Source organism: Nocardiopsis nanhaiensis, from assembly GCF_054778635.1.
In genome coordinates, this window is sequence record NZ_BAAGZJ010000131.1 from 1 (window position 1) to 13,844 (window position 13,844).

At 65.5% G+C, this 13,844-nt stretch carries 11 protein-coding genes and 1 pseudogene; 7 read left to right on the forward strand and 5 right to left on the reverse strand.

Annotated features, from left to right (window positions below):
- Positions 1-1,309: 1,309 nt before the first annotated feature.
- From ACYVD1_RS33400 to ACYVD1_RS33410, 3 genes are read right to left on the reverse strand one after another with little or no spacing between them, the layout of a single operon-like run.
- Positions 1,310-1,975, reverse strand: a complete 666-nt coding sequence (locus tag ACYVD1_RS33400; protein WP_460778481.1) for a hypothetical protein — start codon at positions 1,973-1,975, stop codon at positions 1,310-1,312.
- A gap of 49 nt (positions 1,976-2,024) precedes the next feature.
- Positions 2,025-2,954, reverse strand: coding sequence for a 5'-methylthioadenosine/S-adenosylhomocysteine nucleosidase family protein (locus ACYVD1_RS33405; protein ID WP_460778482.1), 930 nt, complete (start codon positions 2,952-2,954; stop codon positions 2,025-2,027).
- On the reverse strand, positions 2,951-4,684 hold the full coding sequence (locus tag ACYVD1_RS33410; protein WP_460778483.1) for a hypothetical protein: 1,734 nt from the start codon (positions 4,682-4,684) through the stop codon (positions 2,951-2,953). The genes ACYVD1_RS33405 and ACYVD1_RS33410 overlap by 4 nt, the downstream gene beginning before the upstream one ends.
- Positions 4,685-4,772: 88 nt before the next feature.
- Here ACYVD1_RS33410 and ACYVD1_RS33415 point away from each other — a divergent pair, with 88 nt between their 5' ends.
- Positions 4,773-5,486 (forward strand): NUDIX hydrolase, encoded by a 714-nt coding sequence (locus ACYVD1_RS33415; protein ID WP_460778484.1) that lies wholly within the window; start codon positions 4,773-4,775, stop codon positions 5,484-5,486.
- Between the two features lie 150 nt (positions 5,487-5,636).
- Positions 5,637-6,266, forward strand: coding sequence for a class I SAM-dependent DNA methyltransferase (locus tag ACYVD1_RS33420; protein WP_460778485.1), 630 nt, complete (start codon positions 5,637-5,639; stop codon positions 6,264-6,266).
- 58 nt (positions 6,267-6,324) lie between these two features.
- On the opposite strand, the gene ACYVD1_RS33425 is transcribed toward ACYVD1_RS33420, so the two are convergent.
- Together ACYVD1_RS33425 and ACYVD1_RS33430 are read right to left on the reverse strand one after the other, a co-directional pair.
- Entirely contained in the window at positions 6,325-7,263 is a 939-nt protein-coding gene (locus ACYVD1_RS33425; protein WP_460778486.1) for a variant leucine-rich repeat-containing protein, read from the reverse strand.
- A 496-nt stretch (positions 7,264-7,759) separates the two neighbouring features.
- The gene (locus ACYVD1_RS33430; protein ID WP_460778487.1) at positions 7,760-9,352 is read right to left on the reverse strand and encodes a hypothetical protein; all 1,593 of its coding nucleotides are present in this window, start codon (positions 9,350-9,352) and stop codon (positions 7,760-7,762) included.
- A gap of 54 nt (positions 9,353-9,406) precedes the next feature.
- Between ACYVD1_RS33430 and ACYVD1_RS33435 the strand changes: the two are divergent.
- The 5 genes and pseudogenes from ACYVD1_RS33435 to ACYVD1_RS33455 all read left to right on the forward strand — a co-directional run.
- Positions 9,407-9,670: pseudogene (locus ACYVD1_RS33435) on the forward strand (transposase); the annotation flags it as partial.
- 481 nt (positions 9,671-10,151) lie between these two features.
- Positions 10,152-11,393: a reverse transcriptase/maturase family protein gene (locus tag ACYVD1_RS33440; RefSeq protein ID WP_460778488.1), complete on the forward strand. Its 1,242-nt coding sequence runs from the start codon at positions 10,152-10,154 to the stop codon at positions 11,391-11,393.
- Positions 11,394-11,464: 71 nt separating this feature from the next.
- Positions 11,465-12,025: an ISAs1 family transposase gene (locus tag ACYVD1_RS33445; RefSeq protein WP_460778489.1), complete on the forward strand. Its 561-nt coding sequence runs from the start codon at positions 11,465-11,467 to the stop codon at positions 12,023-12,025.
- A gap of 452 nt (positions 12,026-12,477) precedes the next feature.
- Entirely contained in the window at positions 12,478-13,458 is a 981-nt protein-coding gene (locus ACYVD1_RS33450) for an ATP-binding cassette domain-containing protein (RefSeq protein WP_460778490.1), read from the forward strand.
- The gene (locus ACYVD1_RS33455) at positions 13,455-13,742 is read left to right on the forward strand and encodes a hypothetical protein (protein WP_460778491.1); all 288 of its coding nucleotides are present in this window, start codon (positions 13,455-13,457) and stop codon (positions 13,740-13,742) included. Before ACYVD1_RS33450 ends, ACYVD1_RS33455 begins: the two co-directional genes overlap by 4 nt.
- Positions 13,743-13,844: the final 102 nt, after the last annotated feature.

Genomic DNA, 13,844 nt, shown 5'->3' on the forward strand with positions numbered 1-13,844 from the left:
TCGGCTACGGGACCCACGATCGGCGGATCGGTGGTCCTGGATCGTGTTGGTGGCCTATACCCAGCTGCGTCTGGCCCGGTCTTTGGTGTGCCAGGTCAGGTTGCCCTGGCACCGGCTGGTGGAGCCGTATCGGATGAGTCCGTCCAGGGTGCGTCGGGGGTTTCGGTACATCCGCGCTGACCTGCCGGAGTGCGTGGATGCACCGAAACCCTGCGGGGCCGGTCCGGGCCGTCCAGCGGGCAGGCCGAACAAGCGTCCAGCTCCCCGGCACGGGGTCCCGAAGAAGGACAAAACGGGCACCACAGGTGACCCTGGAGACAAGCAAGCACGTTAAACGACAAGCTAGATCGCTGACTGCATCGCGCCATCCTTGTAGGTACCTCGGGGTGCGCTGTTCCGACAGCGCACCCCACACGGGCGATCCACGCCCGAATCATCCCGGTAAAAGCCGTCTCCTCCGTGGAAGCCCACGTCAGCGCGGTACGGAGTTCCATGGATCCAGGATTCTCACACCTTTTACCCCTGACCTGAACCGGACAGCTTCGTCGTGCGAAGTCCCTGCGCACGCACACCGCGGGTGCCAGGGTGAAGGCATGTCAGCGCGAAACCCCTTCGCAGCCCCCTGTTCCGGGCTCCTGATGTTCGCCCTCCTGTCGGTACCCGGTCACATCGGTGAACGCCTCTTCGCGTTCTCGCTGCCCCCGAACCCGCCGAGCGTCACCGTGCCCGCCCTCTGCCGCGGCCCGCTCCGCCATCCGGTTCGCGTACACCCTGCACAGCGGCGCAGGCCGCCGCGTTGCGGATACCAGTAACCCTGGAAAGGAGACCTGTGCGTCACCGCGCCCTCACGCGCAGAAGATCCGGCCTCCCCCTGCCCCGCGGCGACAGATGTCACTGACCGACCTGCTCTGTATCCAGCCGGGGTCGAACCATGCGGCCCCGGCCCCACCTCAGCCCCATTGACCCCCGTCAGCGGGTGACGGGGGTGCCAGTGCGGGAATCTGCCGGAGACACTCGGGGCTCAAACGGACCGGACGGGCCCTGTCGTGACCGGGGCCCACGCGACACCCGGCTTCACGGGTGTCCCGTCCGCCCCAACCCCTGGGCTGCGAGGAGCAGCAGAGGGATCGGGACTCCCACGAGAATCGCAAGGACCAGGGTGACCTGAGTATCTGAAGGGTTTCGGACCCAAAGCATGAAGATTCTCAGAACCCGGCTCTGAACAGCAAGAACAACCACAATGTCACGGGGAGGGCGCCCCTGCGGGCCAGGGAAGGACCGTGCACGGGCACTCAGCTCGTCAGCTACGTCATACGCCGGTCCCCGAAGTGGGCGTACTTCCCGCCCACACGGTGGTGAAGAGGTCGAGGGCTGCTTCGTACAGCACCCCCGGGGCGCGTACGTAGAGGCAGGGGGAGTGCCGCCCGTGCGTGTACCTGCCGTAGAAGGTGAGATAGGCGGCGCGGTCCGTGGCGACGACGCGGAAGGTGTTCGGCAGGTCGAAGGTCCGTAGTTCGATCGCCGGGCGCTGTTGGGCCACGCGTGTCAGGTATCCAGTGTTGGCCCGGATCTGCTTGTTGAGCATTCCGCGAATCAGCCCAGGGTCGGTCCGAGCCAGCTCTTCTTCCCGCCGAGTCAGCCAGGACTCGGGCTCGGAGCAGGGTTCGGGCATCAGGATCTGAACGGGAACGCTTCGGCCAGCCGTGTCCGACCAGAGCGGCGCGAACGCGTCCCGGGTCAGCGTATTGCCCCGCCCGGTCAGGACCTTCACCCACCTGGCCCGGGCGAGATCGCGTGCCATGTCCTGCTCGGCGGATCGCTGTTGGCGGTAGAGGCGGACGATTCCGGTCCCGGTGAGGCGGGCCAGTGCCCTGACCAACCACCAACGTGGCCGTCCGGACCGGATCCACCCCGCCACACATACGAGCGCTGTGGCCAACAGGGAACTGAGCACACCTAAGAGGAACGCAGACATGGGGCTCCCAACAGCAGGGGTGGATCCGCGATCGATTCGCCTGCCCGGATCAGCACAGGTAGGGCAGCAGCTCCCTGACGGCGTGGGCCGCGTTGCGGGCAGCCAGGTCGTGGCCGTCGTCGTTCTTGGCCTGGTCGGCGTTGTCGGAGATCCCCCGGACCACCACCCAGCTGGGGTTGGAGGTCTCACCCACGGAGTTCTCCTGCCAGTACTGGCTGAGGCCGCCGGATTCCATGTCCACAGCCAGGATCTTGTCGTTGTAGTGCTTCAGATAGCCGCGCACTCCGCTGTCGCGAGCCGCGATCACTGCCTCGCCAGACCCGATCAGCCCGGGGAGGACCGAGTAGGGTTCGGTCTCGTATCCCGCCGCCTGGCCCCGTATGGGGGCGGGGGAGCCGTGGTCGGTGAAGTAGGCGTTCACCGCGTGGACGATCTCGGCCGGAGCTTCCCGCTCCTCTCCGCGGTAATGAACGACCTCCCCTTCGGTGATCTTGCGCTGGTCGTAGTAGACGACCCGCGTGGAGACGATGACATTGCCGATCCGGGCGTCGACGGGATCAAGACCGCCCCCGATCCCCAACAGGACCCATCGGCGGGGAGCGAAGCGCCGGTGCAGATGCCCGAGGGCCGACATCACGGACCGCTGCCCGGGGCTGTGGGTCTGTAGCGCGGCCACCCGCAGCGGGTCTCCGTTTTCGCTCACCATGCCGGTGCGGAAATACAACCCTCCGCTGTCCGGTTCCCGCGTCAGATTGAAGGCGTCGATCGCGGCCCGGGTCTCCACCGGCAGGATCGTCACCACACCGAGGTCCCACCGGTCGATCTCGGTGATGGAGGGCTCATCGCGGGCTCCGGCGTTGACGGGGTAGCTGATATTGGTCGACCGGGCACCGTTACCGACCGCGTTTCCGCTGAACGTGTTGGTGCCGCCCAGGTTGACGATGCCGCTGTTGTTGTTCGGGAGATGCTCCTTGCTCATGCTGCTTTTCCGTTCCGAGAGGAGTCCGAGGACTGCTGAGGACCGTTGTTGTGGGTCTGTGCTCCGTCACCGACGGAGTTGTTGCTGATGTCGTTGGTGCCGCCCAGGTTGACGATGCCGCTGTTGATGATCTGCGTCGCACGGTCGTCGAACTCGGAGATGTCAATGCCGCGGGCGTGGAGAAAGCCACTCGTTGCTTTGAGGAGGCGCCTCTCGATGTTCTTCATGTGACCGAGGACCCGGGTCTTGTCGAGCTGTACCTTGCTCCACTCCTGCGCCTGTTCCTGGCGGATACTGATGCGACTGCCGATGGCCACGTTTCGGATGGGCGTCAGAGTCAGATCTCGTCGGTACAGCACGAGGGCCTTAAGCAGGACGTAGGGGTAGCGCGCTAGTCTCCACAAGGCAGTTGCTTCACGGGGTAGGCTTCCCAATGCTCCGAAGGCGGCGCCCGCAGCTGCGCGTTTGCCGTTCTGACCGAACTCCTCGGCCTTTCGAAAGCTGTCCGGGGTCCGTGTCAGGGCGCAGGCGGCGAAGGACAGCGTGAGGGTGCGTCCGCGGACGTCGACCTGGAGAAGGACCGTGGCCATGAGTTCCGAGCCTGCGTCTGGGACGCTCACCTCGAGAAAGTGGTAATGGGTTGGGTCCTGGGCGTTGATGATGTGGCGCATCGATGCCTCGTCGACCGGTCCACGGAGAAGGGAGCGGTCACTGGAGACGTCCGATTCTGCGATGTACACCCGATCCCGCACGTCCACGGGGAGTCGGACATCCTCGTCGTCACGCAGGAGTTGGCTGACTGCCTTTCGCAGATGGTCCACCAGCTCGTGGGTCTTGAAAGGCGGAGTGGGATACTCCCGCTGGTGCAGCGGTTGGTCATCGCTGCCGGCCCGCAGGAGCTGGATGCTCATGGGTGGGTTCCACTGGTGGATGAGTTCGCCCGCGCCAACGAACGGTGAGTCTTCGCCGAAGAGCGTGAACACAGGGCTTTCCTCGTCGTCTTTGCCCTTGTGCGGTGGGCGGCGATAGACGACGCAAGGGTGATCCTGCTGGGCTGCCACGTCCCTTTCACGTTGAGAGAGCTTCGTCGGCCGCAGCTCGTCATCCTTTTGGATGCGATTGATGCGAATCTGTTGAGCCACCCCAACGAGGATCGCTACCCCGAGCACAACACATCCCAGATAACCTGCGAGGATCGCCTGCCCTGGGGCGCTGCTCCCCAGAAGGGCCATAATGAGCGCGACGGTCAGTGCTGCCACCCCGACTCGTTTGAGCCTGAGGGCCTCTTTCCGGTACTTCCAGTCACTTGTGGATGGGATCTTCAAGGAGCGTTTCCGCTTCTTGCGGCGGTAGACCAGGGGATCGTCGGAGCGCGCGATCTCTGTGGAAAGGGCGACCGCTCGGTCCAGCAGTATGAGGAGTGTGAGACCACCTGCCATGAGCGCTGTTGTCACGGTGAGACCGAGGAAGAGCGGTGCGACCACCGGCGTCAGCATGGTCAGTCTCAGGAGCGCCGACAAGTGGGCGGCCCACCAGGCGTGGCGCATGACGGGGACGAGGTCGAAGCCGTATGAGGGGGCCGCCCTGCGATAGGGGGCCGTGCAGATCTCGCTGATGACGAGATCGCGGAACTTCTCGTTGACGTAGACACCGACGCACAAGTGGCGTGTGGCGTCGGTGGGTTCTTTGGTGGGGCTTTCCTGACCTGGCGTTGCATGGAGGGTGCTCATGCCGTTCCCTGCCTCGAGGGGGTTATGGTCAAGTTGACCGTAAGTCAGCATACGAGTTTAAGTCAAGATGACCTTTAAGGGGGCTTTGGTGGATGACCGGCTGAAGAGGTCGTCGGGCGTCGAACTGTCGCTGGTGACCGTGGACCTCACTATCTTCACGATCAGGGACGACAATCTGATGGTTCTGCTGGTGGAGAGGGGTGCCGACCCCTTCCTGGGGCGTGAGGCACTCCCGGGCGGGCGGGTGCGGGCGCATGAGACGCTCGATGAGGGGGCCCACCGGGAGTTGTGGGAGGAGACCGCAATCGACGGTGCTCGCCTGCACTTGGAGCAAATCGGCGCCTACGGCGACCCGGGCAGGGACCCTCGTGGCAGAGTGGTGACCATTGCCTACCTCGCTCTGGGGCCGGACCTGCCCACGCCCGTGGGCGGAACCGACGCTGCGCATGCCTACTGGGCTCCGGTGGCCGACCTCCAACGTCAGCCCGACTCGCTGGCCTTCGATCACGCCCGCATCGTCGAGGATGCCGTGGAGCGCACCCGGAGCATGCTCGAGTACACCACCGTCGCCACGGCCTTCTGCCCCCCATCGTTCACCTTGAGTGACCTGCGCACTGTCTACGAGGTGGTGTGGGGGCGCCCTCTGGACCCCAGCAACTTTCGGCGAAAGGCCACCAAAGCCAACGGATTCCTTGAACCCGTCGGTGACTACCGTCCTCAGGCCACCGGGCGGCCAGCCGCTCTCTATCGCAAGGGCCCGGCGAGTCTTCTCAGTCCCCCGTTCCTGCGCTCGTCCTGCTAGGAGGGAGGGATTGGCATCCTCGTGCCCTCGGGGCCGACCCCCGGAGCGTCGTCGCCTGCCCTGTATGGTCACCTCTGAGGTTTTCCGACCGTTTCGCCGGAAAAGCAGGAGTGCTGACAACCGGACGCCGACTGTGAGGAGAGGCCGAGTATGAGCGAGCCCCGCAAGATTCTGGACCGCGTGTACGCCCTGAAGAGCCCAGCCGAGTGCGAGAGCACTTACGACGAGTGGGCCGAGACCTACGAGCACGACACCACCGAAGGCATGGGCTACGCGGCCCCCGTACACGCCGCCGAGCGGCTGAGCCGCCTCCTGGCCGACCGGCCGCGGGCGGAGGTCCTCGACGCGGGCTGCGGGACCGGACTGGTCGGTGCTGCCCTGGCCGGGCACGGCCTGGAGGTCATCGACGGCATCGACCTGTCCTCGGCGATGCTGGACCACGCGCGTGCCAAGGGGGTCTACCGCAACCTCGACAAGGCCGACCTGACGCAGCGCCTCTCCGCCGACGACGGATCCTACGACGCGGTGATCTGCGTCGGAACCCTGACCGAGGGGCACGTGGGTCCCGAAGCGCTCGACGAACTGGTGCGGGTGGCCCGCCCCGGCGCGCCGGTCGTGGTCACCGTCCTGGACCGCATCTGGGAACCGCACGGGTACAAGGCCCGGGCCGAGGCACTGGAGGAGTCCGGCGCGGCGCGGCTGGAGGAGACCAGCCCGCAGAGCGTCTACCACGCCAAGGAGAACATCACCTGCCACCTGGTGGTGCTGCGGGCTCTGTGAACCCACTGGGGGCGGCGCCGGGCACCGACCCGGTACCGCCCCCGTGCGGATGACCCGCTCAGTGCTGCGGGGGACCCTGCTGCGGGGGACCTTGCTGGGGAGGCATCTGCTGCTGGAGAGGGGCCTGCTGGTGAGGGGCCGGGTACTGCGGGCGCATCTGCTGTTGGTGGGGGTGCGGCGGCTGCTGAGGACCATACGGCTGTTGGGGGCCGGGCTTGGGCTTCGGCAGCATCGTGATGATCGCGGTGACCAGCATCGCGGTACCGACGATGCCCAGGAGGATCGCGCCGGCGCCGACGGAGCCGAAGCCCAGGTCGTTGATGGCGGCCGACGTACCGAAGCCGTTGAGCATGCTGAAGAGGCCGGCGAGGATGGCGATGACGCCGGTGGTGATGACGGCCCATTTCTTGGCGGTCAGCAGCGAAACCACGGCGAAGCCGATGACCAGCAGGAACAGGGTGAGCATGGCGACACCCTCGCCGCTGGGCGCATCCTCGGAGAAGTAGTTGATGGTCTCCGTGCGTCCCATGGCCGACACCGAGGCGAGCGGCATGAAGAGCGCGATGATGCCGATTAGCGCGACTGCGGGAAGCGCGAACTGGAACCAGGTCGTCCAGTGCACGGACCCCGATGACAGTCCGGACTTCTCGCTCACCGTCCGGGTCGCGCTCCTGGCGGCGGGCGCGACCGTATTGGTGAAGTAGGTCTTCGCGCCGTCCGCCACCTGTCTGGCCCCCGTGGCCATCTGCTGTGCGGCCTGTGGGGGCTGGCCCCCCGGCTGCGGCGCACCCGGGGGCTGCTGCGGCGGGGCGGCCGGAGGTGTGTTCTGCTCGATGAATCCGGCGAGCTCGCGGTCGCAGTTCGGGTGGTCGTGGACCAGCCGCCACAGGTCGGGGCGGGCGGCGGCGATCTGCCGCAGGGTCGTGGGGTCGATGCTCGGGTCGGCCAGTTCTTCCGCGGAAAAACTGGCGGGCTCGCGCTGCCCGGGCGCGTTCAATGGCACTCCTTGGGAAGAGGTCAGGGGATACTCGATGCATCCGTTCCTGAAAGTACCATTGCCGCGCATGCCGGTTTCAACGAGAGCCCCCGAAACCCAGAATCGGAGATCCGAGCTTTATCGGCATACACGTGGGAGCGCGCGAAAGGCGCAGGGGAATGCCCAGGTCACTCAGTTTTCGGGCTCGCCTTTCGCCCTTCCGCCGCGGCCGCAGGCCTGGCCAGGGGCAGGGAAGAGAAGGCCCGGGTGCGACAGGGTGTGCCGCGACGGAAGCGAAGGAACAGCCCGGAACCTCACTTTTGAAACCATCCGGGTGCTTGCCCCGCGGCCCGCGTTCGATTTCCTGCCTCGGCTGGTGGGACGGTCGCGTAACAATGCCTTAACTCATCGGTGGAAGGCGCAGAATTCCACGTTTCCCCAGCTAGTAGATGCGTGAATTCACGGAACGGGCACCGGTGGTGTCCACCGTTAATCCGTTAATCCTCGCCGTTCCTCCTCACACTTCCACGAACCGGTGCCCGAACTGCTCCAGCCGGTTCCGGGCACGGCCCAGCTCCTCCTCGGTGAACAGCGGGGCGAACTCGGGCTGCAGCACCAGCGCCTCGACCGTCAGGTCCAGGCGGCCCCGCTCCCACAGGTTGGCGAATCCGTCCGAGACCGCGGGGGAGTTCAGGAGCTTGCGCGCGGTGCCGAGCGGCCCCAGCTCCGACAGGATCCCCAGGAAGAACGAGGCGGTGTAGTCGGCCTCCTGCTTGGCCCTCTCGTAGATGGAGAGCATGGCCCGCCCGAAGTCGGCGGTCTGCGGGCCGTCGGCCGGGGCCCCGTCCGCACGTGTTTCCTCTTCGACGGTCCCCGCGGCCTCCCTGCCCAGGCGGTTGACGAAGCCCAGCAGGGAGTCCACAGAGGTGAAGACCTCGTGCCCCAACTGCTGCAGCCGGGGCAGGTCCGCCTGTTCCGGGTCGAGTTCCAGAACCACCGGCTTGCCCACCCCGTGCTGTAGCCCGTCCGGCCAGAACGCCTCCGCCTCGGCGATCGGGCGGCCGCTGGTCGGGTCGGCGATCACCGTGTCCAGTTCCGGCTCGGCGTAGCCCTGGCGCAGCAGCTCTTCGACCATCTCCCGGATCTGTACGCTGCGCGCGTCGTCGGGCTCGTCGGAGAGCACGGTAACCGGACGCAGCGGTTCGTCGGCCGGCGGGCGGGAACCGGTGGCCAGTTCCTGCAGGAAGGACTGGGCGGCCTCCGCCAGCAGCTCTCGGCGGGCGGCGAGGAAGTCCAGGTAGTTCTCCACCTTCCACAGGTCCGGGTCGGTGGGTATCCACTGGGACGCCAGGACGCCGGGGTGGCGGTCCTCGACCTCGGGGAAGTACTCCTCGGGCCTGCGGTCGGACACCTTGAGGTTGCTCTGCTGGGTGAGGAAGCAGAAGTTGGCGATCGCGTTGATGTGCCCGCGCTCGTAGTCGCTGTGCAGCACACTCTTCGGGAAGAGGTGGTGCACCTCCAGGGAGGACATCTTGCCGAGCATCTCCGCCCGCAGTTCCAACCCGCTGCCGAAGTCGCGCGCACCCTTGACCCGGGTGAGCATGTACAGCAGCGGATAGAAGCGCGACCCCCTGGTGGAGCCTTCGAAGTCCTCCGGCCGCACTTCCAGGCTGCCGCCCCGGACCTGCTCCAAGGACCTGATGAGCCCGTCCACCCCGGATTCGGCGACCGTGTCGAAGTCCTGTTGCCAGTAGGTCTCGGTCGATCCGGTGTAGCGCCCCCACAGGGCGGTGTGCACGTACCAGTACAGCACCCGGTCCCGGTAGGCCGCGTCGTCGAAATCGCCGCCGTTGAGCTCCAGCAGCCTGGAGATCACGGGAAAGGCGCCCCGGCCCATCAGTACGCGGTTGTGGTCCAGTCCCAGCCGTCCCGACACCGTGTCGAGGAATCCGCCCACGTGGCTGACCGAGTCGGCCAGTGCCTTCCGGAACTGCTCCGCGGTGACCTTGCCCACGGCGTCGAACGAGGCCCGGCCGCTTGCCACCGCGGTGGCGTTGCGCAGCAGCCAGTCCAAACGGAAGGAGTAGCCGACCTCTTCCCACCGCTGCATGAATCGCCCTGGGTGTGATGGAGACTCGAAGTCCTTGGATAGGTTGAGTCCGTTATGTCGAAGCGTTACCCCACTGAACTGCGTGAACGCGCCGTGCGCCTGGTCCAGCAGAGCCGGGGCGACTACGCCTCCACCAGCGCGGCGGTCAAGGCTGTCGCGGCGAAGCTGGGTGTGGGTGCCGAGGGTCTGCGGGTGTGGGTCCGCCAGGCCGACGTCGATACCGGGGCCCGCCCTGGCACTACCACAGCCGAAGCCCAGCGGATCAAGGAGCTGGAGCGGGAGAACCGCGAGCTCAAGCGCGCCAACAACATCCTAGAACCGCAGGTCACAGCACAGAACATGAGTCTCTAGCCAACCCGGGGCGATTCAGTATGCGAAATGCAGAGTGCTGACACAGTGCTCGGTGTCCTGAGCGACAGGGGCCGACGAGGTCTGCCCCTGGAGCGGCTGTATCGGCAGTTGTTCAACGAACAGCTGTTCCTGATCGCCTACGGGCGCATCTACGCCAACGGCGGAGCGATGACGCCCGGGGTCGATGGGAAAACACCCGACGGCATGAGCCTGGACACGGCCCGGGAGATCATCGGCCTGTTGAAGGCTGAGCGCTACCGGTTCTCTCCGGTCCGGCGGGTGCACATCCCCAAGAAGGGCGGAGGTCTGCGGCCCCTGGGGCTGCCAACCTGGTCGGACAAACTGGTCGGTGAGGTGGTGCGCCTGCTGTTGGAGGCCTACTACGAACCCCAGTTCTCGGCCAGGTCGCACGGCTTCCGCCCCGGTCGCGGCTGCCACACGGCACTTGATGAGATCGTTTCGACATGTCCTGGCCCTGGTGCAGGACATGCTGCGGGCGGGATACATGCAGGACTGGACCTGGCACGCCACCTACTCCGGTGGACCGCAGGGAAGTGTGGTCTCGCCCATCCTGTCCAACATCTATCTCGACCGTCTCGACACCTTTGTCGAGAAGAAACTGATACCGGCCTTCACCCCGGGCACTACACGCCGCAAGAGTCGGGAGTACGGCAACGTCACCGCGACGATCGGCTCCTGGAAACGCAAAGGAGACCGCGCCAAGGTGCGCAACCTGCGCAAACACCAGAAATCGATCCCGAGTGTGGACGTCAACGACCCCGGCTACCGGCGGCAGCGCTATGTCCGGTATGCCGACGATCACCTCCTCGGATTCGTCGGCTCGAAGGTCGAAGCCGAGCAGATCAAGGAACAGCTCGCCGTGTTTCTACGCGATGAGCTCAAACTCCGGCTCTCTGCGGAGAAGACCCTGATCACACACGCCCGCACCCACAAGGCGCGGTTCCTCGGCTATGACATCTGGACCAGACACAACGACACCTGGCACAACCTGGGGCGGCGGGTCCTCAACGGATCCATCGGCCTTGGGGTGCCACCGGAGGTCGTCAACACCAGATGCCGGTCCTATCAGCGCGGACAGGGCAAACCCCTGATCCGCAATGATCTCATCCGTACCAGCGACTACAATATCGTCGCCGCCTACGGAAGTGAGTACCGCGGCTACGTCCAGTACTTCCAAATGGCCGAGAACATCAACTGGCTGAACAAGCTCCGCCAGTACATGGAACGGTCGCTGTTCTCGACCTTGGCGGCCAAACACCGTCGCCCGCCCTGGGTCATGCGGGACCGACACAAGAGCACCGTCGAGACCCCTTTCGGGAAACGCCGGTGCTTCGAAGCGGTCCAGCGCACCCCGGCAGGCAAGGTGTTCACCGCCAGGTTCGGCGGCATTCCCTTGCGTCGGCGCAGGCACGTCCGTCTCCTTGACGGTGCGTGGCCGACCAGGCGGGGCCGTCAGCTCACCGCCCGGCTCAGTGCTGGGGTCTGCGAACTGTGCGAATCTCACGACGGGATTACCGTCCACCACGTTAAGAGACTCGCTGACCTCAACCGATACAACGCCAGGGCCACACCCCGATGGGTCCAGGTCATGCGGGCCAGACGACGGAGGCCCCTGATCGTCTGTGCCCGGTGCCATGCCCACATCCATCAGCGGTCCGATGCTCAGTAGCACTACTGGAGAGCCGTGATGCGGGGAAACTCGCCTGTCCGGTTCGGGGAGGAGCCGCGCGGAAACGGCCCATGCGGGCACCGCGCCGCGCGGCTTACTCCACGCCCAACGCGCACCGGCAGATCTCGACCCTTCCCTGGTCGCAGATCCCCATCGCCCACACCCGCTCCGAGACCGGTCACGGCCGAGCTGAGTCCCGCTCGATCAAGGTCATGGCGATCGCCGACAGCCTCGGTGGTATCGCCTTCCCGCACGCCAAGCTCGCCCTCAGGGTCCACCGCCGCCGCCAGCCCACGGGCAAGAAGCAGACCCGCGAAACCGTCTACGCCCTGACCAGTCTGGATGCCCTCCAGGCCTCACCGGCCGAGTTGGCCGCTTACGTGCGCGGCCAGTGGAGGATAGAGAACTCCAGCCATGACATCCGCGATGTCACCTTCGCCGAGGATGCTTGCACGGTGCACACTGGCAGCGCACCAAGAGCGATGGCGACCCTGAGGAACCTGGCCAACGGGGTGCTCCAGACCATCGGGGCGGACAACATCGCCAAGACCACCCGCGCGATCCGTGATCTACCCGAACGGGCTCTACCGTTCTTCGGCATCAGTGACGAACCCGACCCTTCGGGAACTTGAACGAGCCCTGTGCCCGACCACCACAGGTCGGCCGCGTTGGGGCTGCGGTGAGGATCCCCCGGATGCTCGGCGCCCAGGTTGAGTAGGGCGCGGCGAGGTGGTGTGAAGGCCTGCGATGCCTGCTCATGTGCCGCCCGGGAATCTGGAAACCTTTCGTCTCTACAACTCGCCCGGCGGTCATGGTATCGAGGGTTTCCCGGATTCCAATAAAATGGGCCCTATGGTGGTCAAATGCCGTTTCGTGTGAATCTCCCTATGTCCGAATGGCCGGATCCGGTCATTCTCTGTAGCGCGCTGTGGTGCGGTAGTAACATGGGTGTCGCTCCGGGTGGGGTTTGGTGTTGTTGTGAGGATATGAGAAATCCTCACATCATCAAGAAGTCGATTCTTCCATGAGTCGAACAATTAGACGAACATCCCGTTGCCATCGACAGGTGATATGAGGAAAACGTATGGATACGGCGATCATCGCCGAGGGGTTGACCAAAAGGTTCGGGAAGGTGACAGCCCTTGACGACCTGAACATGACGGTTCGGGAAGGGGGTGTCACCGCCCTCCTCGGTCCCAACGGAGCCGGCAAGACCAGTGCTGTACGGATCTTCGCCACACTCTCCAGGCCGGACTTGGGGGCGGCCCGGGTGCACGGGGTCGATGTCACGAGATCCCCGCAGAAGGTCAGGAGGATGATCGGCCTGACCGGGCAGTACGCGGCGGTCGACGAAGTGCTGACCGGTCGGGAGAACCTGATCATGCTCGGCCGCCTGGGACGACTGACTCTGCGGGACGCACGCAGGCGAACCGAGGAACTGCTGGACCGGTTCGGTCTGACCGATGTCGCCGAGCGTCGGGCCAAGACGTATTCGGGTGGTATGCGGCGCCGGTTGGACCTGGCGGCGGGCATGATGAACCGCCCTCGGCTCCTGGTTCTCGATGAACCCACGACCGGTCTCGATCCTGCGGCCCGGTTGAGGTTGTGGGCCCTCATCGAGGAGCTCGCCGGGGACGGCACCACGGTGCTGCTCACCACGCAGTACCTGGAGGAGGCCGATCGGCTGGCGGACACCATCACGGTGATTCAACACGGATCGGTGATCTCCGAGGGTACCCCCGACGAACTCAAACGGCGCGTGGGCGGCGACTACATCGAGATCTACCTCGACAATCTCGCCCAGAGGAACGCTGCGATCGAGGTGACCCGGTCCCGGGTCGGACACGACCCTGTGGTCGACGAGGAGACGGGCCTGCTCACGGTTGTGGTGCCCGAAGCGGCCAATACCCTGCCCTCACTGATGCACGGGCTCGGTGAGGCGGGAGTCGGTGTTCTGGACATGCATATCCGACGACCCAGCCTCGACGACGCCTTCCTTGCCTTGGTGGACGCTTCCTCGGGGAGCGGCGCGGGTCCGACAGCAGAGCAGAAGGAATCTCGATGAACGTCTTGCAGGACGACCGGATCACGGCGCTCTCCAGCACCGACACCCAGTCCGAGGGCGGGCTCGGCTGGTGGTTCACCGATGTCTGGTTGATGGCTCAACGCAATCTGAAGCGCATCCTGCGCTCTCCCGATGTGCTCATCATGTACGCGGTCGTACAGCCTGTCATGTTCATTCTGCTGTTCGTGTTTGTGTTCGGTGGGGCGATCCAGGTACCGGGCGGGAACTACACCCAGTTCTTCGTTCCGGGGATCTTTGTCGGCTCATCCCAATCGGGGGTGTAGGAGTTGGGGTCCGAAGCCGCCGGTCTCGAGCAGGCTTCGGGCGATGTAGTTGGTCAGGTTGCGGAACCCGAGTGCGGAGCCGCGCAGGTGTTCGAGCCGTCC